The sequence below is a fragment of the Shimazuella sp. NTD247 genome (assembly GCF_059510415.1).
The window spans coordinates 685448-708584 of sequence record NZ_JCAJZU010000002.1; the positions used below are offsets into that span (position 1 = coordinate 685448).

Below are 23137 nucleotides of genomic sequence, written 5' to 3' on the forward strand. Positions count from 1 at the left end.
CCTTTGTTTGATAGATTTATGATGGATTGGCTAAGTTGAGAATGTTTTGGTTCCCAGAAGCCCAACGTGCAGTCATCGTGATTTCAGAAATGTTCCAAGTTTGATGTTTCTTTATGAGAACAAATGTATAGGTTCCACCTAGTACCCATTGGTCTTCACCAAATGAATTGGGGTATTCATGCATCGCATGGAAATAAGAGCGGCAAATAGCTTCCTGTTCGTTTGTAAACTCAACGATATGATTGGAAATGTAGTGTTGAGTAAGTTTCAATGGAGTCAATGATTGGTTCCAATTATCTACCAATGCAGATGCCGGCATGGTACCTGGTTCTCCACCAGCCAGGGAAGTATAATCGACTCTTACTTCTTTAGTAAATAAATCAGTTAATGCGTCCCATTCCCGATGATCCGCATAATAGGCAAACTTTGTTATAGTCTCCATGATCTCTATCTTATCTAGCGTTTTTATATTTTCATTTGACATGTTAATTGCTCCTCTTCTATTTCTTGATTTTTTATCTTTCACCAAGCAATCGGTTGACGATTGCGAAAAAATTCGCCCGTTGGCCCATTTTGATCGAGTGTTGCAAGCCAGACAATGGTATCTGCGCCTTCTTCTATACTGACAGGAGCGGTTGGTCCTCCCATATCTGTGCTCACCCATCCAGGGCAGACGGCGTTCACTTTGATTGAAGTTCCTTTGAGTTCGTCCGCTATAATTTTGGTTACAGCGTTGAGTGCGGTTTTCGAGATGCGATACGCCCCGGTTCTCCCTCTCATGCTGCTTATGGCTCCATAGCCAGAACTTACATTGACAATCCGCCCACAAGATTGTTTTTTCATGATAGGAACCAGAGTCTGGATCAGCTGCAAAGGCCCCATAAAATTAGTTTCCATCGTTTTCCTTACAACATCTGCCTCTGTGGTTAACAGCGGCATTCCTTCATCTAGATAAATACCTGCGTTATTTACAAGTACTTCCAGCTTTCTAGATGATAGGGTTGCGGCAAGTTGATGAATTTGCACTGGATTCGTAACATCCAATGGGCTATATTCTACTTCTAACCCAATAGATTTAAGCTTCTCTACAGCCCGTTGTCCTTTGTCGATATCTCGCGAAGAAAGAATGACTTGATATCCTTTTTGAGCCAATTGACGACAAATTTCAAAACCGATCCCTCGATTTCCTCCAGTCACCAAAGCTACCTTCTTCTCCATAAAGTTGGGTCACCTCCATCGCTTTTGTTTTACAGTTCCTATCTTAAAGAAACCGCTAGGTCGAATATTGTACAAAACTATTCTTTTTTTTGTACGATTCATTTTTTTAAAAGCCATTTTCGATATCTGGAAAGCGAAATTGTACAATGAAAAACAGAGAATTGTACAAGATAGCCTCTTCTCCCTGTCTTATACTTAGATTATCAAAACATTAGATAATCGCATCGAGCAATAAAATGAAGGGGTATTGATATGAAAACAAAAATGATATATTTACAATTAACATTTGTTGCTATTTTTTGGGGGTTAAGTTTTAATGCAGGACAATTGGCTGTGGAAATTATGTCTCCGCTTACGGTGACTGCTTGGCGCTTTATTATTGCTACAATCATTATGGTTTCACTTCTATGGATCAAAGAACCACCAACCAAGAAGTTACTCAAAATGAATTGGAAAATGTATGTGATGTTAGGAGTTGTAGGAGTATTCATCACCAATTCATTCCAATTTTACGCACTCAAGTTCACATCACCATTACATCCATCACTGATCATGGCAACCAATCCAATGATTACAGCGATCTTCGCATTCTTCCTTTTGCGTGAACGATTACGCATCACACAACTACTAGGAATGGTTTTATCTATCGTTGGAGTGGTTTATGTTATCACCAATGGTTCGTTCTTATCGACTTTTCAAAGCGTAAACATCGGTGATCTCTTGGCAATGGGAGCCAATATCACATGGGCATTGTATGCTGTTTTAGGGAGGAAATTTTTAAAAAATAGTTCTTCCTTAACAACAACTACTTACACTATGGCAGTTGCAACTCTTTGTCTATTACCATTTGTTTCCCTGCAGCATGCAGCCGTATCGAGTCAAACACTCTGGATTGGTTGGGGAGCTATTGCTTTTATGGGAACCTGCGGTGCCGTGTTGACTTTTTTATGGTGGAATCAAGGGATTGCTACCATTGGGGCAAGTAAAACATCGGTCTTTTTTAATCTAGTACCTGTCGTCACCTTGCTCGCTTCTGCAGCAATGGGGCAATACATTGGAATTACGCAAGTGATAGGAACAGGACTGGTGATTATCGGTGTGTTTATTTCATCGATGAATCGATCCTTCATGACTCGTGAAGATAAAGTATCTACAGATAAATTATAATAGCTCTGATACTAGAATAAACCATATGTAAGTACGCTATATCGCTTCAATGATACTTGTTTTCTTGAGCTAATTGATCAGTGTTTTTCCTTTTTATCTCCACTAAAATCCAAGCTAAATAAAGGGGCAGGAGGGATTGGTGACACTCCTCTTTTATAAGTTAAATTTCTTGGAAAATCTTAAAAGTCAGGGACAGAGTTGAATAAGTAAGAGAAGTACCTAAATGATGATGAACAGGAGAATTTGCGCATGAAACTGGCTTTTTTGCCGATTCAAAAACTATTTTGACATCTGTCCATGTGGTTGCAGATGCAATAAAAATTTACAACAAAGAAAAATGGCAAACAGCACCTCTTTCACGCTTAATATCTATTCAATAACTATAATGCCTTTGACCATATACATAAGGTCAAAGGCATCTCATTCCCCTCTTTATCTGTTCCGATTGGATCATGTAAGGAGACATCTTTACGCGCTTTTTTTAAAGAACGTAAATGCATTAAAATTTCTATCCTAATGTCTATAGAGATGCACAAAAATTAGATTAAAATAACTTTTTGGAGGAATCACATATTGAACACTCCTAAGTCTCTCGACTCGCTCATTATATGTAAAAAAAATATGGTTAAAAATGAATATAAGATAACTTTAAATTCTGATAACTAAACACATTCCATCCCTTTTTTAAATATAAAAAGTTGGACAACCTCACCCCTGGGACGAGCTGGTTGTCAATGGTGTCACCATTCCTAGAAGATTTGGGACACAGAAAGGATTGACGGATTTAACCGCCATGCCTTTCCCGGTTCAGACAAGGAGCTGTACCCAGAACTCCGCTGTCTGAACATCCGCGACTTTGAGGCTCTTAAGAGGCACGCGAGTCCACCTCTTAAGTCCTGCCTTCCGAGTCTCTTCATCGAGAGGAGTCTGGAAGACATCGATCCTCTTTAGTCCGCTGAAGTTGCCCTCATCATCGCAGGCAGCATGGAGCATAATCTCCACCATCCGCTGCTTGGAGAGAGCAGCCTTGATCGTTAAGTCATGGGGCTCAATTTCTCCATCGGAATGGAAAATCCAAATCCCATCAAACTCAGCGATCCCGACCCTTCCACGGCCAATCCAAGTCGCTTTCGCGGTGAAGCCCATGATCTCGGCTCCTTCCACTTTGGTTCCGTATACGACCGGCGATCCGTCATCCGCAACGGAGAGAATCGCAGCATCGTTTACTTCCAGAACCAGTTCGAGCAGTTCCTGCGAGGCGTCCATGATACCCCTTCCATTCCCTGATCGAAAATACTATAACTTTATTTTAACACCAATTTGATGGAAAGATAGCAGCAAATATGTTTAAATTATTGGAAATTTCACACTTGGGGAATCACTGGTGAACTTCACCAGCGTTAAAAATGAGAGTATGGTGGAGACTCGTACGAAGACCAGCAGAAATCAAAATTGCCACCGTTTCAAGATGACAAATCCAAATGAGTGGAGAGGAAATGGGTGTGATTTTGAAATGTTCAACCAAATTATTCGAGTCATACACTTCCGAACCATGTTCATTACAAATAACTAAAACGTGTAGATTTCTACACGATCATCAAACAACATCTTAACCCTTGGCGATTAAGATGTTGTTTATCTTCAAATGTTAACTCTTATTCTCCTTTTTCACTTAAAAATACTCCACTGCATCTCTTAGTACCTCCACAGAGTACTGATGCTCTCTATCCTTAGATTATAAAAATCGTAACAATTTTCCTTACATTGCCTTTTCTTTGCGACCTCGATTTTGTACATTCTCTAAAATGTGATTTGAATGACTTTTCAATTAATATGCATATATGGCATAATCGAAATGAAATAAATCTCTATTTTGTCTCTATGGAGGAATCGTGTCAGACGTTACTGTGGAAGAACTTCGCAGGAATCAAGACAACTTCATCGAAGAACTCCGCGAAAAGCTGGAGAAACTCAAAATGGATAACGAATCGAATGAGCTGCTGATCGATATCGCTGATAGAGGACTCCACTACTTGAATCTGGCTGAAGCAGAGACTGATTTGCAGAAGAGAGCAAAGAGAATCGAATGGGCTCAAGGAAGCTATTATCGAGCTGGCCTCCGAAGAAAAAACTAAGAATGAATGGTGGTGTTGCACTAGAATGCAAGTACACCAAAGCAACACCGCCACACATTTCGTATATATAATTTTTAAATGAATATACCTACCACAGAAATATTTAAAACGTGTAGATTTCTACACGATCCTCATACAACACTATTTCCCTAACCACTTGGCGAATTAGATGTTGTTTATCTTCAAAAGTTAACTCTTGTTCTCCTCTTTTTCTTAAATAGTATTCGGCTGCTTCTTTTAATACTTCAGCAGTATAATGATGTTCCTTATCTTGTTTCACTTTCTGTCGTAAACTCATTAACTTTTGTTCTAAATCATCCTCTTTATCCTTTAATTCTCGAATCGATTGTTTTATTTCCTCTTCTGTCATGTCCTCATCATCTGCAAATGCAAACAACTTTAATAGCTTTTTCCTTGCCTTTCTCGTTTTTTCAATTTCCTTTTCTAATCTTTCCATTTCTACTTGTTCAAATATCGCCATTTCATCTTCTGGAGTGAGTCCATCAGCAATAGTAGCGGTAATCTCGTCAGGCTGATCCAACCATTCTACTAACTGATTCCAAACATGTACATCCAATTCCTCACACTTCATACGAAAACCACATCCAGGATGTTTTGCTCCAGAATAATTTTTCTTATCTGTATACTCAAACTCGTATTTACCCCAGTTTCTCGCTTTCCTTCCAGTAAGGGTATTGCCACACTTCCCACATCGCAATAACCCGCTTAATAAATACGAATACAAACTCTCTTTTGCAAAACGCCTTCGAGAATCTTTTAACAACTTTTGTGCGTGATGAAATGTTGCCTCATCAACAATAGATGGACAGGGTATTTTTATCCACTCTTCTTTTGAACGTAGTTTCATAGAAACTTTATCTTCTTTCGAGCGAAATTGGTTGCCCAACATCCCCTCTGTATTCCACTTGTTCTGATAAAACTCACCCATATAAACAGGATTTAAGATGATTTGCCGCACCACTTGTCGATGCCAAACTTTCGCACCTCTTTTGGTTGGTATGCCTTGCGTTGTGAGGAGTTTTGCAATCCCATTAATCCCTTTTACCTTATCATTCGGTTTCGTAAATAGATCGAAGATTAGTTTTACTACTTTTGCTTCATCCTCATTGATTTCTAGTTGTTCTGTCTGTTTATTGTATGTATAACCATATATAATAAAATCCCGTAATACCTTACCTTGCTTCGCCTTTTCTTTACGACCTCGACTTGTACGCTCTTTAATCTTTGCTTTCTCAAATTCCGATATTGCACCACGCAGGCTGTAAAATAAGTTCCCTTCTGGTGTCTTAGCATATTCACCATTAACAAATTCCAACTTGATTTCTTTTTTATCTAATTCATCTGTAATGATAAGCTGGTTCATTAATTTTCTAGATAAACGGTCTGGATCGAGGCAAACGACTTTACTTATCAACCCTTTGCGTGCATCTTCTCTTAATCGCGTAAGTGCTGGTCTATCAATAAATTCACCAGAAAATCCGTCATCTATATATTCAATGATCTCGCTACTATTGGCTTTCTTCCTGCATTCCTTTACTTGATCCTTGAGACTGAACCCCTTCTTCGCTTGTTCTTCTGTACTCACACGTGCGTATATTCCAATCAACGCATAACTTCTCCCTTCTATACTTTTCGATAAGAAAGGTATAACAATCCCGACGGAGTTTATCACTTAATTCACCTGGTATCACAACAACAAGCATCTCATCACCACCTAATATATAGGTATGCGAGAGATGCTCGTACTACAGCGACAGATGCTATTTTTTGTCTTCTTCTAGACTTTCCACGTGTCTCTTAACTACATAATACCAAAGCTTCGATTATTGTCTTCACCAACTCATCTTATTTGACTTCTGGCAGCCAATATTCAATCGGTCAACTGGAATCCTAAAATTTTATATATTTATATCTTGAACTTTTCCTCCATATCTTAAATAATGCGATGCATCTCCTTGATTTTCCCATTGCTTTATGTAGATCACCTGATAATGCTTAATTCTACGATTGATGTAGTAAACAACCCTCTTTCTGTCATCTTTCAATTGAATTATGTCACTTTCTCTGAGTCTTTGGATCAATTGATCAACTCCATTTGTACAAAATAAAAAAAGCCGTCCTGTGACGACTTTCATTTATATTATTTTATTAAGTTCGTGTGTCTGGACAACTAGATGCTGCCCAGACAAGTTCCCTAAATCAGAACGGGAAGCCGCGAGGAACACCCTTATTGACGATGGTTACCCCATGAATCGGTTCTGAAGTTTTTTGACCAATTTGAAGCCTTGCACGCCTCTCGTTTGTCTTAACCCGATCATGGCTGACCAGATCATACTTTTTCACCGGGACGTACACTTCAACTAGCTTTTCCCAATTCCTACCAACGAGGCACCAATACAGGGAAAACTCCGTCCCATCTGTACCCGTAATGGTCTTGGACTGCCATTTATCAAGCAGGAAGTCTCCATCCGTGACTTCAACGAGAGTAGGGGTCACCTTCATGATAGTGTTCCTCTCATATCTACAAAGCTGTATCTCAGCTCAGATACAGTTTATAATAAATCACATCTTGTTGTATAGTGATTTTACTTTATCTCACTTTAAATAATCAAATTATTATAATATTTCCGATCACCACCACTGCTCCTTTTGAGATCAAATCATCACGAAAAAAGTTCTTAGTTCATCTTCTTTGCAGCGATTCCTTTATGGATGCTGCTGCGCATTGCTGAAAAGCCAAACGTTCAAACGAATGTTTGGCTGATGACACTGAAAACTGAAAAAAGCTATTTACCTGTTTAGCTGTAACTTCATTATATTTACGAACTCTAGACTACACTCTAAGCAGCGACAGATATTGTCCCATTATTCAGGAAATATGTAGAACTACTTTACCTGCTATCCGACGGTTAAGTAGGTTCTGGGCAGCCTTTCCGATTTCCGTCCAAGTAGTCTCTAGAGCGATTTGGGGTTGCAAACGTTTCTCAGCAACCATTCGAGCCAATCGCCCCATATCTTTCGACACTGGCCGGTTTCCTACCCCTGTATTTACAAGCACTCCATCCGGTATTGACTCCAGACGAGCTGTTAACGTCATATCCGGCTCTGTAGCAGCTCCGAGGTTAACACAATGACCATCTTTTTCGAGAAAGGTTAAAACAGTATTTAGAGATTTTCCGCCTAATATATCAACGATGAGATCGTACGGACCGGATAATCGTGCGACAGCAACATCATCTCCAACAACCACCTCATGTACTCCTATCTCTTGAAGAAATTTCGCACGCTCTTCACTTCGCACAAGAGCGGTCACCCTTGCTCCTGCTTGCTGAGCCAATTGGCAGGCAAAGTGCCCAACACCACCTGAAGCCCCAGTGACCAATACTTTACGGTTAAGTAGAAAGCCACCTCTTTCCAAACCATATAAAGCAGTAAGGCCTGCAACTGGAAGCGTAGCAGCCTTTGCAAAAGTGACATCCTCTGGAATCTCTGCTAAAAAAGTTGTTGGAACTGCAACCAATTCTGCCCATGAACCGGATTGAACCATTCCAATAACCTTGCTTCCAACCTGAGGTCCTGAGCCATCGGCAGCCGATTGTTCTACTACACCTGCCAAGTCCCAACCCGGTCGCCAGTCCTCTTTTTCTCTTGTCGCGGTACGTACCTCGCCTAGATTGAGCGAGAAAGCATAAACCCGTATCAATGCTTCCGACGACGACGGCCGAGGTGACTCCACTTCTGCTATCTTCAGGCGACCTTCTACAGAAGGATCAATTACAACTGCACGAATCGTACTCATAACCAAATCACCTCATTCAAAGTTTTGTTTTGATTCCCTCTAACATGATTTTTACTTTTAAGTAGCTAAAAATGAATGAATATCATTCATTTAACATTAAAAAAATAAGTCACTTTTGGCTCAAAAAACTAAAACAATAGCCGTTCAATAACTTCAATCATACCCTGCCGATACCACTTTTCACGTTCACCCCCTTCAATAACAAAACATTGTTGGAGAGTTGCGTGACCTAGTAAAACTATAAATTGCGCGAAAACCTCAGTATTGCAATGAGCTAGTTCTTCACGAGCCACAGCGCGGCGTAAAAGCTCATCAACAGCCTTGGTAACTTGTTCGTTTCGTTCTTTACGTTTTTCCAGATATTCGGATGATTCCTTGTTAATCTCAAGCCAAAGCATCTGCTCTTTTTTCGTGCGTCCAATTCGAAAACATGTCTCTACTATAGCCTGCGGTATCTCTTTGAGTGGTAGATCAAGCATTGCGAGATCCCAAAAGGCTTGATCCATATTAGCGCCAATTTCCATTGAGATGTGTGTCAAAATCTCATGTTTATTACGAAAATAAAGATAGACTGTGCCAGCTGCGATACCTGCTTTGGAGGCAATTTGAGGAATCGTTGTTTTTTCGTAACCATTTTGATTAAATAACATCCGAGCAGCATCGAGGATGGCTTTGTGTTTGGAAGGGTCTTTAGCTTTTTCATCTAACATTAATATCCCCTGCTTATAACAATGAATGAATTATATTCATTTTATAATGTAGAAAAAGGAAAATCAAGGTGTGATTTGAGTATCTCCTTGGTACCCAAAATAACCATTCTTACCTCTCTCCTTCACTCCCAAATTTCAAAGTAATACACTTTTGAAGGTCATGATATTATGTTAATGATCGAATGGATGAATCCGAAAAACTGGCAAGAAATGTCTAGCGATTTTCAATCACTATTTAATCAATCACTTCCAAAAAATCCACAACACTCCCTAGTTTATTCTAAAAAATTTGCATAAGGCACCATATTTTGCTTTTGGTTGCCATCCCTCAAAGAGATTTCCCTTTTCTTATAATTCGCGAAAACTAAGCCTCTTTTTTTACTTGACATTAACGTATCGTAATACTTTAACCTTGTAATTATGAGGAGCGAATTATGTTGTTACAATGGGTAATTCACAATCATATGGGGACATAATCTACTGAATATAATATATTTCCGAAAAAGGTGAATTGACATGAGCATCAGAAGATAATTAATACATTAGAACAATATGAAGATGGAATTACATCGCATTATAAAGTTGTAGCAAAACAAGTATTTTTAAGAGAGGGATATTTTTATGGTTGATAATTATACCATTATGGAATCTGGTAGATGTATCGAGTGCGGAGCTAGGGAAATAGATGGTTTTTCCTGTTATGAATTATTCGGTTTTCCCCTTACCTGGGAGCATAATGATCCAGAATTATATGCTTTACATTTTTGGCTTGTTTCCTGTTACATGATTCAACATTCTTCCAATTATACAGCAGAAGGTTACAAGCATTTGATTAACTTATTTACCGACGCTTATGACAATGATTGGGATACTTCATATATTCTAAAGAAAAATCGGGAGAGAGCAGCTCACATAAAAAAAATAACAAATTCTCTTCCCAATAAAGCAAGAAAACGTACACTTAAATTCTGGTCAATGACAATTGAAGATATATATTTAGGCGGAGAAACAAATGCAATAGAAAACATAATTAAGTGGAAAGAAAAGATAAGAGGTGAACTAAACTGGATCACTACCAACTAAGGGAATTCAATAACAAAGTCGATTCCTTCTCAAAGGCTTTAAAAAAAGATGGAGCAGTAGGTTGGAAAACTCACAAGATCAGTTCCTAAGTGAAATGAATCTGCAAAGAGATTGACCTACTCGATAGACAAAAATATGAGATTTGCGATATATGGTTCCGTTGCCCGGTAAAATCAAATTTAATATCTTATACGCTGAGTGATTGCTGCAATCCAGTTATTTATGCCTTTCTGTAGATCGGCTAGTGTTTTTTTCTAATCCCCATCATTCACTCCTAGAATGTTTTCTTTTATTAATTGAATAATATCAAAAAGTAACTGTCTTTTGCTTCGATGAGATGGAGTCGTTTCCCAAAAACTTGATTCTATATCAGAGGGGAAACAATTATATCAAACAAAACTTCCACGGATTTAGTAACAATAAAAATGAAAAGCATTGATGCTTGTACTACAGCGAAATATGCTTTTTCATCTTATTCGGCTAGCTCTTTGATCAACTTTCTCTTAACCTATTATGCTAACCTTTCGGTTGCTCGTTAAATGGATTTTTTAATTCGATAGACGAGACTTTTCATTCCATATGCATCTTGCCGCTCTCCTGACAATACTCCTCCTATTTTCTCTACAGCCCGCTGCGACCGAAAATTGTTCGGCCCAATCAAAAAAATGACGGTATCGACAAACTGAAATGCATGCGCTAACATAAGCCTTTTCAGTTCTTGATTATATGTGCCTCCCCAGTGAGATCTAGCAAGAAATGTCCATCCTATCTCAATTTCTTTGCGCTCCTCTTGGTAGCCATGATAACGGGAAGATCCAATCAAGCTGTTTGTCTTATTGTCGATCACCGCCAACGCTCCTTGCGAGTTCAAAGCATCATGAAAAAAGATCCTAAATTCATCTTCTTTGTAACGATTCTTTTGCGGGTGCTGCTCCCATATGAGTGGATCCGATGCCACAGCATAAAGCTCTGCGAAATCTTCTTCCTTTAAAGGCCTGATCTCGATAAGTTCGCTCTTCAAATGTGGTTGAAAATCGAAGGTTTTTACAGCATCATCAGCGCCCACATGAAATCGTTTCGTTGGTTTATCATTATTATCCAAATTCGATCGTCTCCTTTTGAGCTATTTCATCCAATAGATATCCCATTTATCAGTTTTCTTTCTGCGATTGCCGGCTAAATTCTTTCCAACCATTCCTTTTTAATTGATGAACAAACTTATCAAATTGGTTTGGACTAAATGCACGAATATCTTCAAAAACAATCATAAAACGCTTTTGTTGCACATCATAGATAATTCCCTCAACGTCATGCTCGAAATCATCTCCATCCAAGTTAAGGGACATACCAATTTGTGGGATAAAATCCAAATCTACAGATCTTCGGAGATGAAGAAATTTATCCTTTACCACTCCAGTATTAACAATATATTGGCTCATTGTAAATTCCATGATCACCCTTCTTCCTCACTATGTTGATGTTATTCCTCAACTGCCCCTTGTCCTCTCTAATAACAGGCATTAGGAAGGACATACAAAGATTCGGATTACAGGCATCACTTTCATTATAGATGTTCTATGTTTCTTCCGTCTTCAAATTACTTCATTTATCGATAAAATTAATTGAAATCTGTACATTTTCATACATCTTCTGAATCCTGATCACATAAAAAAACCACTCTAATGAGTGGCATAGCATTTATCTTTCGCAAGCAATATGATCTTTATCTCGGTCAAGTTTGGTATTTTTATCATAAATAGCTTTGGAAACAGTTGGTTTGTACTTTGTTTTTCCGCCTTTATTTTTGGTGGTAGAGTACTTTGCAATGCCACCTCTGTACACCCTATTTAACTCTGTACAGTTCTTATATGTTTTCACCGTTGTTTTTGCATCCACAATGGTAGTAGCAGATACAGAAATGATAAGTCCCAAAGCAAAACCAGCAGCTAATAGTTTTTTCAAAAGTATCCCTCACTCATAGTTGTCTGTATTTCATTTTAATTCAGAAATATGTTCGATTCAATATTACTATGTGTCTGAGAAAAGTTTAAATATCAAAATCGTTCCTTTTTGTGACACACAAACACAACAAAACCACCTTCGCAGGTGGTGAATTTCCATATCTGGTCGAGACAACTGGTTGTCATCTCGACTGTTGGTTCAACTCCGCATAAGCCTCACTGCCTCATCATATGCATCGCTGGCTCCAGGCATTGCTCCAGCAGAAATATAACCAGGAGTCATCTTGTGTACTACACCCAGCTCAACAGCCATAGCTACCATTGCTTTAAGGGCTTTGCTACAAGCAATAGTGGCAATCTTCGGCTTTTCAAGTTTCTTAAGCGAAAAATCACTGTTCAGAATCGCCTGTACACCTGCATCGAGAACCTTCTTTTGTTCTTCATTAAGTGTGCTGATATCCATGTGAATTTCCTTTTTTCGAAGGGAACCAACAATTTCAGAATATCATATTTACCACAAATTGCGGGCTTCTTTCTTCTGTGATCCACCTATCAAATGAATCTTAAAGAAGTAGATTGCTTTGAAGAAACTGGAAGACTAGGTGTTTTTTCATTTTCTGATTCATACTATTAAGTTTGTTCGAAGTTGCTAATCACTGGCAAAACCATAGGATACTCTGGACGGTAGTCTCCTACTTTTCTTCATTCCATATATGAAAATATTATTTTATACATGAGCGGACAGTCGTGAAGCATCATCGCTGGAAGCGAGAGTCACAACACGCTGCCCGGTGTCTCTATTCATCTAGAAGATGTCAGAGACAAACAGCTACTCATGGCAGTGCTCAAGATTGTCAAAGAACTTGCAACACAGAATGGTGAGTCGACAGGTAACACAAGACCCACCACAGGTCGCCATCCCCAGGCTATGAACAACCCGAAGACAGATCTTCTTTACCATTGGAGACTTCCTCTCTAAGGAATAGCACACCAAATGGTCGATATGCTTTAATAGTAGACTGTTCCTATTATTATACATCACTGCACTGGCAATTCATTATTTTTTGAAACATCGAGCTTAAAATTGCTGATAAAAAATCATACGATAAAATGAAATAGCCAATGGAGCTGTCAGTATCAGCAGACTCCATAACTTTTGATACTTGAAGTGCTGGCTCAGGAGTACATGCTACCGGAAATGTTTCCGTTTCTGGAGTATGGTCTGCGAAAGGAGAACAGATTGATCTGAACTATAATTACCAAGATGTTCTCCAAATCAGTAGTATCATTAAGGGATCTGTGCTTGTGGGAGATTATGAACTGAGCTCCTCTCTGATTACAGAATCTGGCTACCAGTTCACATGTCGAGGAACAGTCAGAAAGCTGAAGACAAAAGCTGTTTTTTCTGGGTTGATCTTGGTGGATTTTATAACCCTATCAACATTATCCAGAAATTGAACTCACGAACATCTTCGTCAATCAAAAGCAAGTATTTCCTGAGTAATCCTTCTTCCCTTGCAGTGATGGCTGGCTCTTATTTGAAAGACAAACGTCGAAGTGATCCACTAAGATCAAACTTTCCGTGAACCAGTCGTCGGTGTTGTGCTCGAACTGTTGCCGATGCTTCCATGGTTTCTGAATTCATATAGTTTTAGAAGTAAATATTTTTCTGTTCAGTGAGAGAATTTCTATCTTATAATGAGTTTAGGCTGAAATACAGTCAATTTCTCTAGTGAAAGGGCATCTCATGGCGAGGCGGACTAAGGACATCACTTTTCTCCCTTCGGAAGAAGAAGCGATCTGGAAGGTTGAATGGGAGCGTGATGTTAACCCGAAGACGACCATTCATGATTCCGAAAAGGTTTCTTTCTCTCTCTATGCTGATCTCATGGATCCTGGTTATGAGACAGTCTACCGCAAGGATCTCAAGGTGGGAGAATCCGTTCCTGTAATGAATGCCAAAAAGAAGAGGATTGCAACTGTAACCCTCATGAGGTAGCCTTTCAAGGAGTGTATTTACTGGTACATATACACTCCGCCTGGACAGTAAGCTCCTTTACTGTCCAGGCTCTCAATTATAAATTTTATAGATGAATGCAAGAATCTTGAAATACAGCGGCTTTTTTTGATTTTTAGTTAATGATCTGAATAGGGGTTATTTATTTCTAACCCCTTTTTTGAGGAGATGAGGAAACCAACGATTTCCGAAAATTCTATGCTTGGAACTAGGACAAGAGAGCGTACATGAACTTTATAATCTCTTGTTTTTATATACATAACAGAATGTCATGAGAAATCGATCAAAATGCTGAACTTTACATTTATGTTGAAATATCGAGTATAGATATAAAAGTATTCAAAAACAGAAGGAATATCATGAAACAGGCTAAAAAGTGGCTGACTATTTTCTTAATGGCGGCTTTTGTTTTCTCCATTGGATCGAATTCGGTGAGTGCTGCAAATATCTCGAAATTAGGGAATAGGACAATGAAAGTCGGTTGTGTAGATGTAACATTGTATGAACATGCTAACTTTGAAAGGGAATGACGGCACTATGGCTGTGTTGATGCAGAAGGTTACTATTCACTAGATTGGCGGGATAACGAAGTTTCTTTTATTATTGTCAATGACTTTAATGGTACAGGGACAATTGGAATGATGATATCGAATCGACGCGGATGGAATAATACATAAAACAACTTATTTGATACTTTCGAATTCACTCCCCATTTTTATACATATACGATATACTAAATAAAGTTAGGTAATGCTCACCTTGGAAGGAAACTCACATGAGCAGCGTTCTGGTTGCAACGACCTCTTCTGGCGATCCCTCCTACGAAGCCCGGCTGCTGGCGGACATCAAGTCCCTTCTTCGCGAAGACCTCACCGCTCAGAAGGACGCTGGCTGGGGAGACGACGACGAGCGTGTGCAGGGACTCACCCGCATCCTCGAACTCCTCAAGGAGAAGCAGTTCTCTGAGGCACTGACGGAGCTGCGGCGTTTCACGTACAGGGGCATCGGAAGCGTGAACGCCGAGGACGCCCTGAATCTTCTCACGGAATACATGGGCGACGTCTCATGAAGCAGTAGCTTCTGCAAGGAATGGGCAAAAGTCAGAACACACCTTCTCGTGTTCTGACCCCATTTTTAAACATGCCCACTGATCCTTGTTTTATTCTCCTTTTGCACAAAACCACCATTTCGGGTATTTTTTTATATTAGAGAATTCATCTCAATGACTTTTCACCTATTTTAAACAAGATGTTGTATTTTGCTTAACTGAAATATAACTAGTCCTGCTGCGAATTTTGCAGCAGAGTTAGAATCTATAGCTGTTTATTTTTTAGGTGGCGGCGTGCTAACTTTCGTCAGAACGCCGCCTCTCCCGAAGGTCAGCTCACCACTGGTAGAACTTGTGCAGATCACTTGCACTGACGATCTCGCAGACGTCTGTCACCGATTCTGAACCAGCGGCTCCTCGAATCACTGCGTGAAGCTCGCCGTTGATCTCCACCTGCTCGATGAGAGAGGGAGTATAGTAGAACGTACCCTTCGCGAGGTTGGGGATGACAGTCAGATCGCCTTCCCGCATCGCATGGAGGTTGTGTAAACCTCGCGAGATGTATGGAACACAGCGACCTCGTTGGTATAAATGATCTCATACTCGATTGTGCCGTTGACCTTCTTCTCCTCGGTGAACTTCGTAAGCTTTGGGAAATACTTCTGAGTGGTCATGGTGTCCTTCCTAGGACTCAACAAGACGCTTTCACAGATTAATTTCATTATTTGGTGAGCTGATGTTATCACAACATTCATGAAGAAACTTCTTGAAATCAATATGTATAAGCTATAATTAAATTGAATTTCTCAGCACTACTATTGACATTAGGATATCATTCTCGATACATCTTGCTGCATAGGTAGCTAATTTCGTACCCTTGTTAGGCTGGAATGACTCGATTGCTTTAATTAAGCCAATCGTACCGATGGAAATTAAATCTTCTGCATCTTCTCCTGTATTTTCAAATTTCTTCATGTTGTGAACGTGAAACGATGTCAATTCGACCGAGTAATGTATCCAGATGCCCCACACAAGTCACTTCGCAATTCGTCTGATCTTCGCTAAAAGTGAGGATGATCTCATCGATTAAGGATTGAATGATATATCTTTTCTTTTCAAACGGAATATCCGTTTCCTTCTCCACTAACCTTCCTAAGAAATCAATAACCAATTTTACTCGTTCTTTTGCTTCTTCATTTTGTTGCTGTGCTTCTAGATGATACTGGAGCTTTTGGAGTTCTGTCTGCAAGCTATTGATATCTTTGTTTATTTTACTCAAATCACGAAACATTTCGTCTTCGGTAATCACTTCACGAGTAAACATAATCTTTACTTTATCCCGCTCTTTCTCCCTTTCGGCGATCCGTTTTTTCATTGCTCCTATTGTATCGGCTACTCGCTGATCGTGCTGAGTTGATGCTTCTTTTAACTGATTGACAATCTCATCTTTATCAACAATGGAACCAATAATGAGATTCCATATATATTCTTCTATCACTTCTGCACGAAGCGTTTTTGTCGGGCATTTTTCCACACCTGCGCCAAATTTCCGAGGGTTTTTATTGGGACAGCGATAACAGCGATACCGCTCTTTTTTCCCTGTTTGCTTATTTATTCTACCAGAGTAAGTCGTACCGCTCCATATTCGTCCACAATGGCCACAGCGAATCATTCCTTTGAGCAAATACGAAAAGCGGTTATTTCCTTTGTTGGTTGTATTCTTTTCCTTCTGCCGCTGTGCTGATTCAAACAGAGTTTTATCGATTATGGCTGGAACTTCTGTGGTGATCCACTGAGAAGCATCCCGGTATTCATATGTTTTTTTCGGATTCCCATTGCTTGTTTTTTCGCCTTTTAGTTTCTTCACTTTACGTCGATTATAGCGATAGATCCCTATATACACTTCACTAGATAAAATACGATAGATGGACGATCGATTCCAGTTTTTACTCTCTTTTCGCTTTGGTAACACACCTAGTTGACCTAGTTTGTCACCAATCTCTCGATACGTAAGATGCTCATATACATACCACTCATATATTTTACGAACAACCTTTGCTTCTGTATCATTGACCATCAGCTGCGCATCCACCAAATCATAACCAAAAGGAGCAGAACGCATCGGCATGATCTTCTTTTGCTTCTCGACTGCCTTTAATCTCCCTCTGCTGGTTCGCTTTCGAATCATCGATAACTCATATTGAGCAATGGCAGACTGCATATTGAAGAACAACTGTCCTTCTGGTGTATTTTGATATTCTGCATCACAAAAAATAAGCTCTACCTCATGACGGTCAAACTCTCCACATACAATCAATTTATCCACTAAATTACGACTCAAACGGTCAGGATGAACACAGATGACTTTTGCTATCTTCCCTTGGGTAATATCTTGCCGAAGAAGATCCATCTGTGGACGCTCGATATCTTCCCCTGATGCACCAGATTCTCTGTAAATCTCTAACTGATATAACCCTAATGCATGTGCCTTTTCAGTACACATCTCCACCTGTGTATCCAAACTCGTCCCTTCTACTGCTTGTAATCCTGTAGATACACGAGCGTAGATGGCTGATTTCAATTTTGTTCCCCCCTTCCACATTCCAATCAGAAATGTAAATCTATATTTGTAAATTCGCAGTATTGCTGCTATTCTAGATATATTCTGCTGATCCACTAAATAAGGACAAAAATGGCTAAGAATTGGTGGGAAAAGTTCATTCCATCCAAACGCGCTGACAGTCCTGATAAGGAACTCGCAGATATGGTTATTGGATGGGTTGAAAAAGCTGGAAAAGAAAACCCAAATGAAGTTTTCCCTATTCCTGCATATCTGCTTACTATTACCATCGGTATGATTCTCCAAGACAGTCCTGTGCTTCGCATGACGGCTGATAGTCTGAATCTTATTGCAAGGATCTTTGCTGGTAAACAGCTTGACCTTCAGAAAGACCTTGCCATTCGTCCTGAAGCTATGAGCAGAAATCAGTTTCGCGAGTTTCTCGATCGTGCATTTGCATTTCGAGATGACTTGAATAATTTTTCCGATATTGAGAAAGTCATTGTCTATCCAACTGGAAAAGAACTGCTCACTCTGATCCGAGAAATCAGGTCTGCTTGTTCTTAGATCAGTAGGTGGGTGAGTGCAAACTGCTCATCCACCAAACAAATTGGTTTTCCAATCCATCTTCTTCCCCTTTTCCCTAACTTAGTAATGCACTTTCCCTTCCCTTTCTTCCGAAAATGCTATTTCCATCAAGACGAGAATCACCCGTTTCTTTGCTGCTAGAGATTCTTTTACCACAGTTAAATGACTCACTGATTGGTTTGGAACCCATACAAATTGGACGGGATCTGTTTTTCGTTTCATCCAAACACCGCCTTTATTTGATATATACAAATGGTATGAAACGAAGACTTTGTCCCATGCAATAAAAAATGACCTATCTATCACTGAATAGGTCATGTACATATAGTTCATGTATCTCATAAAATATGCTGTGTACAAGCTAGTTTAAAGAAAGTATGATTAAATGTATGGGTTTGTCTAATGGAAGGAGTTGCCCATGAGTCAGTCACCTTACCAAGTAGAGCTGAAAGCAAAAGATTTCGATCCTAACCGGATTCTGGAAAAAGAATGCACAGCACCAAATGGCACCAAACTCCTCCTTAAGTGGATGGTGACATTCGGCGGTAAAATGCTAATGGATATCTATTGCTGGCAGGGAGGTAAATACTACTCTGCTAATCAGGTCCAACCTGGTATGACCAAGGTAGTCGATGGATTCACCTTCGTCAACGGCACTCGGTGATGTCCATCAGATGATGAGAACTCCTCGTCCCACCATCTGATGATCCACATCGTGGATCAGTCTGGGTAAGCGAGCTACCTTCCTTGCCCAGACCTCAATTAACATTCATTTCCCATTCAACTTAAGGATCTCCTGTCTTGTCCAGTACACTCCTTCTTCATTCATTTAATTTGTAGTATGATCCCTAACTCTCTATAAAAATCTTCTAACTTTTGTTCCATTTCTTTTTTTGTCATGCTAATTTTCTCCTGAAAGAAAAAGCGATTCAAGCTGCGCTTGAACCACTTTCCAATTCTATATATAAAGTTAATCAGATTTGCTGGGGGCTGAGCATGCACGAAACATCCACGCAAACCAAGCCTGATCCACCGATGTCAACAGAGACGATGGTCGATGATCACACTGATCAGGGTACCGAACGCCTTCTTGTACTCCTTCAGGAAAAGCTCGTCGAGTTCATGACCTGAGGCACTGGGATTCTGCTCCCTGACCCGAATCAGTACATCATCTTTGTCTTCATTAAAGAAATCTATTTTTTGTTCTTCTCTTGTATTGTCATGTTTGTTTCTTCACAAAGAAAAAATGATTCAAGTATTCCCGGATCATCAGGAAAACTAAGAGCTATAAAAAAAGCAGGCCCCGCAGCGAGACGATATCACTGATGTGAGATCGAATCACTACGGGGTAGGTGTTACACTCCGCTTGTAGCGGAGGTCTCCTGCTGGACAGGGAGGTCATCCTTGTCCAGGTACCGGATCACCCGGTCGATGGCGAGGTAGCCCACGTACGCGAAATTCAAGAGAACTGCTGTGCCGTAGTCCAGTGCAAGCATGGAACATACCACCACGGGCACGATCAGCAGACTCTCCCAGAACACACGGGCAACTCCCGAGCCGCTCGCCGACTTGATGGTGAACGACCCGATGATCGCGACGACGAACACCTTGATCATCATGTTGGAAGAGTCACCAGGGGCGACATGCTCGATCAGGGGCACGAGGCCCCAGCTCAAGATGCCGAAAAGATAGATGCGGTTGAGATCATCGAACACATTCCGCTTCTTCTCTCCACCCTCGCGATCGTACAGCAGCGCCTCACCGATCAGGGTGAAGAATGAGGTGATCAGGATGGTCGCCCAGAAGTAGTCGGCGAATCCCCAGCCTGGAAGCGCGAAGCTACCAGCATTCTCGTCGAACCAGTGCTTCATGTCGTACAGCGACTGGTCCCCACGGAAGAAGAACATGTAGTACGAGAGGAGAAGAGCGGCCGAATGGTAGACCATCAGTGCCTTCTCACCAGCGTTGAACACGTCCTTCCGATCGGCTGCGAACAGGATCATGTCGTAGATGACATGCGCCATGAGTGCACCGAAGAACCCGTACGGGATGTAGACGAGGGTAAGGAAAAAGCCAGCCACAAACTGAGGCAGAACCAAGATCGGGTTCCAGTCCGCCTTGTTCTTGAAGTTGAACAGGTGGATCAGAGACCAGATTCCATTACCGAGCACGAACAGAAGGATGAACCCCGCGATCCCACTGAAATGCGGGATACGGGAACCCTGTCCCAGGAAAATCTCCCGAGCCAGTACTTCCTCACCGAAGAGCGTCATCATGATGATGGCGAACTGACGCTTCGGAGTGGAAGCAACGAACATTCCTTCGGTAGCGTGCTCCCCATTGACCTTCTGGAAATGCCGGACCAGCGGCGTGGTGGCAATACATGCAGGCAGCATGATTACTACCATAGCCGCGATGAAGGGACCCATGCGCATGAGCGGGTCATGCATCCGAGCACCCTTCAGGTCACCACTCAACAGATGCTGAGTGGTCCACCACACATCCCCGAACCCATGCGTACAGACCGCATACACGAGCAGCAGGGCCCAGGTGGCGAACATCGTCCACATAGCGGTGGGACGCTGCTTGCGCATCGGCTTTGTGCCGACGTTCAGCAGGGGTGCCTGGATCTGGAGGAGTCCCAGATGGTTCACTTTACTTTCCTTTCAGGAGTTGTAACAACTTACTCTTATCATATCTTTGCTTTTTTCGATTCGTCAATGCTATATTCTGAGAATCTTATAAAAATATAATGGGTACTCGACTTGAGTTAGAGAGGGAGGAATCATCAAAATTGCCTATAAGAAAACAAAGAATTGTGCGCATTTGAAGTTTTTGTACCACTGAATTGTAGATTGGAAATGAAAGAGCGTTTTCTACTGAATACGAAAAATTATTCTTTTAATATTGTTTAGGTTTGAAAAATAATTTAGCGCCTCAACTTAATTTACCAACTTTAGTTTTTTGGTTTTTGGAACTGATTCTATATCTAGATTTGAATTTAGATTTTCAATTGGATTTACTTCTAGTTTTTCATCCATCAAATCTAATGCTTTTTGTGCATGATGTTCTGTCGTTTGTGCCTCTTTTGATAACTTATATTTGGTCGGCTTTTTCTTCTCTGGATGTTCATTTGTCATGCGTTCTGCTACTTCGATAATAGCATTGTAATTCACCTCAGATGCAGGAGTTCTTTTCGGTTTTTTATTTTTTGTTAATCCCTTTGTTTTTTTGGGTTTCCGTCCGGTGGAAGTTTTTCCTTGTTTGTTGATTGCAGGCTGTTTTTTATCGGGTTCAACATCTAGATTTTCATTTCGTTCTGGAACTAGTTTTTCCTCTTCAACCTTTGATGGAACTATATTAGATTTTTGAATATCTAAATTCAGATTTTCTGCTTCAATATCTAATGGATTTAGATCAGCTGTTTCCTCTTCTAAATCTAATTTCTTGGTTATATCAGATTGATCTTTTTTAGGTTGGATATCGAATAGATTTTTCTCAACCATTTTTTCAGGTTCATCTATCAAATTACTAGATTGTGCTGCTGCAATTTTCGATCGAAATGTATACTGCCAAGCCAACATTGCTTTTGCTATTATCAGTAAAAAAGGAGTTGCTATCCCAAAGAGCAACCCGCCCATGTTATCCGCTAAACCTACAATATTAGATGCTAGAACAAAGATTAAACCAGCAGTAAAACCTAGAATAGGGCGTACAGGAAAATATTTACCATGTTTAAACGCAAGGTCCATCTGGACAGAACCCGTTAAAAAGATAGCCTCTACAACAAACAAAATCGGATATGCTGTCCATCCGCTAAAACCAATCCATTGCAATAGTTCCAATGAATGAATTGCAGATGTAAGCACAATTAGTCCTGTAATGATAAGTGTAACAATCAGCAATAACGAATGACCTACAAACGAAGAAAGGCGACCTACTCCTCGTTTGGTGCTTGATAATAATGGACCAAAATCCCCAAACCAATCTGTCAAAGCATAAATAAAACGGACAACAAAATTTGGTTTACGAGTGTGCCCGCGTATTTCCCAACTAGTTTCATTTTGATTCTTATTATTCATTTTTCTTTTCACCTCTTTTGAATTCTTTTTCATTAAAAAAGGCTACTTAAAAAGTAGCCTTGATTGACATGTATCTCTTAAATTTTGCCTGCTTTTGTTTCCATCTTAAATCCATTGAGTTAAAATAAACGAAAGGCAATCCGGCCTGATAACAGAAGGATGTTCAGATGAGTCTTGTTGCTGTCATTCAGCGAGTCCCTGAGGTTGCTGCTGTCCTGTATCAGAATCGGGTAAACAATGAAGCATCACCTAAGGGACAGAAGCTGATTGAAGATCTGAGGGACGAACTTGATTCTCTCATTCGTCAGAATGTCACTTTGGAGGTTTTTAGTTACTCACCAGTAAAGCCTGAAAACAATAAGAGCAAGCTTCTGGCAGTCACTAAGCAACTGGTTACTGACATGACGAACTTCCATTCTGAATGTGAGAAGCATGGTATAGATTCGACACAGGTTTCCAAAGCGGTAATGAAGGCTTTCGAGACACTGAAGAAGTTCCAGCATGAGCTGGGAGCAGCGCTGGGAATGGGTATTATGATCAAGATGTAAAAACTCTGATCCTTCCGTTAAAACTGGGACGATCTATTGCTTATAGGCAATAGATCGTCCCAGACCACTTTTTCCATAAATAAAAAATGACCTGATCTGCTGACCAAATCATTATCTCTTTCTTTCCTCTAAAAGCTTGTCCTACATTTACTCAAGCCTAATTCTCGGTTTCCTCTCCTCCACAATCTTCTTCTCCTTCA

The 23137-nt window shown here is 40.3% G+C and carries 24 protein-coding genes and 2 pseudogenes; 9 read left to right on the forward strand and 17 right to left on the reverse strand.

Going from position 1 to position 23137, the window contains the following annotated elements:
* Nucleotides 1-16 precede the first annotated feature (16 nt).
* Together AC5WOC_RS08085 and AC5WOC_RS08090 are read right to left on the reverse strand one after the other, a co-directional pair.
* Nucleotides 17-484 (reverse strand): nuclear transport factor 2 family protein, encoded by a 468-nt coding sequence (locus AC5WOC_RS08085; protein WP_496054883.1) that lies wholly within the window; start codon nucleotides 482-484, stop codon nucleotides 17-19.
* Between the two features lie 38 nt (nucleotides 485-522).
* Complete coding sequence (locus AC5WOC_RS08090; protein WP_496054884.1) at nucleotides 523-1218, reverse strand: SDR family oxidoreductase; 696 nt, start codon at nucleotides 1216-1218, stop codon at nucleotides 523-525.
* 252 nt (nucleotides 1219-1470) lie between these two features.
* Here AC5WOC_RS08090 and AC5WOC_RS08095 point away from each other — a divergent pair, with 252 nt between their 5' ends.
* On the forward strand, nucleotides 1471-2385 hold the full coding sequence (locus AC5WOC_RS08095; RefSeq protein ID WP_496054885.1) for a DMT family transporter: 915 nt from the start codon (nucleotides 1471-1473) through the stop codon (nucleotides 2383-2385).
* A 410-nt stretch (nucleotides 2386-2795) separates the two neighbouring features.
* On the opposite strand, the pseudogene AC5WOC_RS08100 reads toward AC5WOC_RS08095, so the two are convergent.
* Nucleotides 2796-2903, reverse strand: a pseudogene (locus AC5WOC_RS08100) (flagellar biosynthesis protein FliA); the annotation flags it as partial.
* A 289-nt stretch (nucleotides 2904-3192) separates the two neighbouring features.
* Nucleotides 3193-3651, reverse strand: coding sequence for a hypothetical protein (locus AC5WOC_RS08105; protein ID WP_496054886.1), 459 nt, complete (start codon nucleotides 3649-3651; stop codon nucleotides 3193-3195).
* Nucleotides 3652-4277: 626 nt separating this feature from the next.
* Between AC5WOC_RS08105 and AC5WOC_RS08110 the strand changes: the two genes are divergently transcribed.
* A complete protein-coding gene (locus AC5WOC_RS08110) occupies nucleotides 4278-4520 on the forward strand; it encodes a hypothetical protein (protein ID WP_496054887.1) in 243 nt (80 codons plus the stop codon).
* A 103-nt stretch (nucleotides 4521-4623) separates the two neighbouring features.
* Here AC5WOC_RS08110 and AC5WOC_RS08115 read toward each other — a convergent pair whose 3' ends face one another.
* The 4 genes from AC5WOC_RS08115 to AC5WOC_RS08130 form a co-directional block, all read right to left on the reverse strand.
* Nucleotides 4624-6147 carry a recombinase family protein gene (locus AC5WOC_RS08115; protein ID WP_496054888.1) on the reverse strand — a complete coding sequence of 508 codons (1524 nt, stop codon included), beginning with the start codon at nucleotides 6145-6147 and terminating at the stop codon, nucleotides 4624-4626.
* A gap of 593 nt (nucleotides 6148-6740) precedes the next feature.
* Entirely contained in the window at nucleotides 6741-7043 is a 303-nt protein-coding gene (locus AC5WOC_RS08120) for a hypothetical protein (protein ID WP_496054889.1), read from the reverse strand.
* A gap of 367 nt (nucleotides 7044-7410) precedes the next feature.
* On the reverse strand, nucleotides 7411-8340 hold the full coding sequence (locus AC5WOC_RS08125; RefSeq protein ID WP_496054890.1) for a zinc-binding dehydrogenase: 930 nt from the start codon (nucleotides 8338-8340) through the stop codon (nucleotides 7411-7413).
* 128 nt (nucleotides 8341-8468) lie between these two features.
* Nucleotides 8469-9050, reverse strand: coding sequence for a TetR/AcrR family transcriptional regulator (locus tag AC5WOC_RS08130; RefSeq protein WP_496054891.1), 582 nt, complete (start codon nucleotides 9048-9050; stop codon nucleotides 8469-8471).
* 621 nt (nucleotides 9051-9671) lie between these two features.
* Here AC5WOC_RS08130 and AC5WOC_RS08135 point away from each other — a divergent pair.
* Nucleotides 9672-10133 carry a DUF5946 family protein gene (locus tag AC5WOC_RS08135; protein WP_496054892.1) on the forward strand — a complete coding sequence of 154 codons (462 nt, stop codon included), beginning with the start codon at nucleotides 9672-9674 and terminating at the stop codon, nucleotides 10131-10133.
* Between the two features lie 535 nt (nucleotides 10134-10668).
* Here the strand turns inward: AC5WOC_RS08135 and AC5WOC_RS08140 are convergent.
* The 4 genes from AC5WOC_RS08140 to AC5WOC_RS08155 form a co-directional block, all read right to left on the reverse strand.
* Nucleotides 10669-11235, reverse strand: coding sequence for a GNAT family N-acetyltransferase (locus AC5WOC_RS08140; RefSeq protein ID WP_496054893.1), 567 nt, complete (start codon nucleotides 11233-11235; stop codon nucleotides 10669-10671).
* A 49-nt stretch (nucleotides 11236-11284) separates the two neighbouring features.
* Nucleotides 11285-11584 carry a hypothetical protein gene (locus AC5WOC_RS08145; protein WP_496054894.1) on the reverse strand — a complete coding sequence of 100 codons (300 nt, stop codon included), beginning with the start codon at nucleotides 11582-11584 and terminating at the stop codon, nucleotides 11285-11287.
* 247 nt (nucleotides 11585-11831) lie between these two features.
* Entirely contained in the window at nucleotides 11832-12095 is a 264-nt protein-coding gene (locus AC5WOC_RS08150; RefSeq protein ID WP_496054895.1) for an excalibur calcium-binding domain-containing protein, read from the reverse strand.
* Between the two features lie 198 nt (nucleotides 12096-12293).
* Nucleotides 12294-12557, reverse strand: a complete 264-nt coding sequence (locus tag AC5WOC_RS08155) for a hypothetical protein (RefSeq protein WP_496054896.1) — start codon at nucleotides 12555-12557, stop codon at nucleotides 12294-12296.
* A 1284-nt stretch (nucleotides 12558-13841) separates the two neighbouring features.
* Here AC5WOC_RS08155 and AC5WOC_RS08160 point away from each other — a divergent pair.
* The 3 genes from AC5WOC_RS08160 to AC5WOC_RS08170 all read left to right on the forward strand — a co-directional run bounded on the left by AC5WOC_RS08160 (nucleotide 13842) and on the right by AC5WOC_RS08170 (nucleotide 15180).
* Nucleotides 13842-14093 carry a hypothetical protein gene (locus AC5WOC_RS08160; RefSeq protein WP_496054897.1) on the forward strand — a complete coding sequence of 84 codons (252 nt, stop codon included), beginning with the start codon at nucleotides 13842-13844 and terminating at the stop codon, nucleotides 14091-14093.
* 377 nt (nucleotides 14094-14470) lie between these two features.
* Entirely contained in the window at nucleotides 14471-14641 is a 171-nt protein-coding gene (locus AC5WOC_RS08165) for a hypothetical protein (RefSeq protein ID WP_496054898.1), read from the forward strand.
* A 245-nt stretch (nucleotides 14642-14886) separates the two neighbouring features.
* Nucleotides 14887-15180 carry a hypothetical protein gene (locus AC5WOC_RS08170; protein WP_496054899.1) on the forward strand — a complete coding sequence of 98 codons (294 nt, stop codon included), beginning with the start codon at nucleotides 14887-14889 and terminating at the stop codon, nucleotides 15178-15180.
* A 777-nt stretch (nucleotides 15181-15957) separates the two neighbouring features.
* On the opposite strand, the pseudogene AC5WOC_RS08175 reads toward AC5WOC_RS08170, so the two are convergent.
* A pseudogene (locus tag AC5WOC_RS08175) lies at nucleotides 15958-16134 on the reverse strand (sigma factor); the annotation flags it as partial.
* Nucleotides 16121-17740 (reverse strand): recombinase family protein, encoded by a 1620-nt coding sequence (locus AC5WOC_RS08180; protein ID WP_496054900.1) that lies wholly within the window; start codon nucleotides 17738-17740, stop codon nucleotides 16121-16123. The gene AC5WOC_RS08180 and the pseudogene AC5WOC_RS08175, both read right to left, overlap by 14 nt.
* A gap of 111 nt (nucleotides 17741-17851) precedes the next feature.
* Between AC5WOC_RS08180 and AC5WOC_RS08185 the strand changes: the two genes are divergently transcribed.
* A complete protein-coding gene (locus AC5WOC_RS08185) occupies nucleotides 17852-18286 on the forward strand; it encodes a hypothetical protein (protein ID WP_496054901.1) in 435 nt (144 codons plus the stop codon).
* Between the two features lie 81 nt (nucleotides 18287-18367).
* Here AC5WOC_RS08185 and AC5WOC_RS08190 read toward each other — a convergent pair whose 3' ends face one another.
* Nucleotides 18368-18529 carry a hypothetical protein gene (locus AC5WOC_RS08190; RefSeq protein WP_496054902.1) on the reverse strand — a complete coding sequence of 54 codons (162 nt, stop codon included), beginning with the start codon at nucleotides 18527-18529 and terminating at the stop codon, nucleotides 18368-18370.
* A 196-nt stretch (nucleotides 18530-18725) separates the two neighbouring features.
* On the opposite strand from AC5WOC_RS08190, the gene AC5WOC_RS08195 reads away from it, so the two are divergent.
* On the forward strand, nucleotides 18726-18971 hold the full coding sequence (locus AC5WOC_RS08195; protein WP_496054903.1) for a hypothetical protein: 246 nt from the start codon (nucleotides 18726-18728) through the stop codon (nucleotides 18969-18971).
* 691 nt (nucleotides 18972-19662) lie between these two features.
* Here the strand turns inward: AC5WOC_RS08195 and AC5WOC_RS08200 are convergent.
* Nucleotides 19663-20961: a hypothetical protein gene (locus tag AC5WOC_RS08200; protein ID WP_496054904.1), complete on the reverse strand. Its 1299-nt coding sequence runs from the start codon at nucleotides 20959-20961 to the stop codon at nucleotides 19663-19665.
* A 288-nt stretch (nucleotides 20962-21249) separates the two neighbouring features.
* The gene (locus AC5WOC_RS08205; RefSeq protein ID WP_496054905.1) at nucleotides 21250-22389 is read right to left on the reverse strand and encodes a hypothetical protein; all 1140 of its coding nucleotides are present in this window, start codon (nucleotides 22387-22389) and stop codon (nucleotides 21250-21252) included.
* 167 nt (nucleotides 22390-22556) lie between these two features.
* Here AC5WOC_RS08205 and AC5WOC_RS08210 point away from each other — a divergent pair, with 167 nt between their 5' ends.
* Complete coding sequence (locus tag AC5WOC_RS08210) at nucleotides 22557-22937, forward strand: hypothetical protein (protein WP_496054906.1); 381 nt, start codon at nucleotides 22557-22559, stop codon at nucleotides 22935-22937.
* Nucleotides 22938-23137 lie beyond the last annotated feature (200 nt).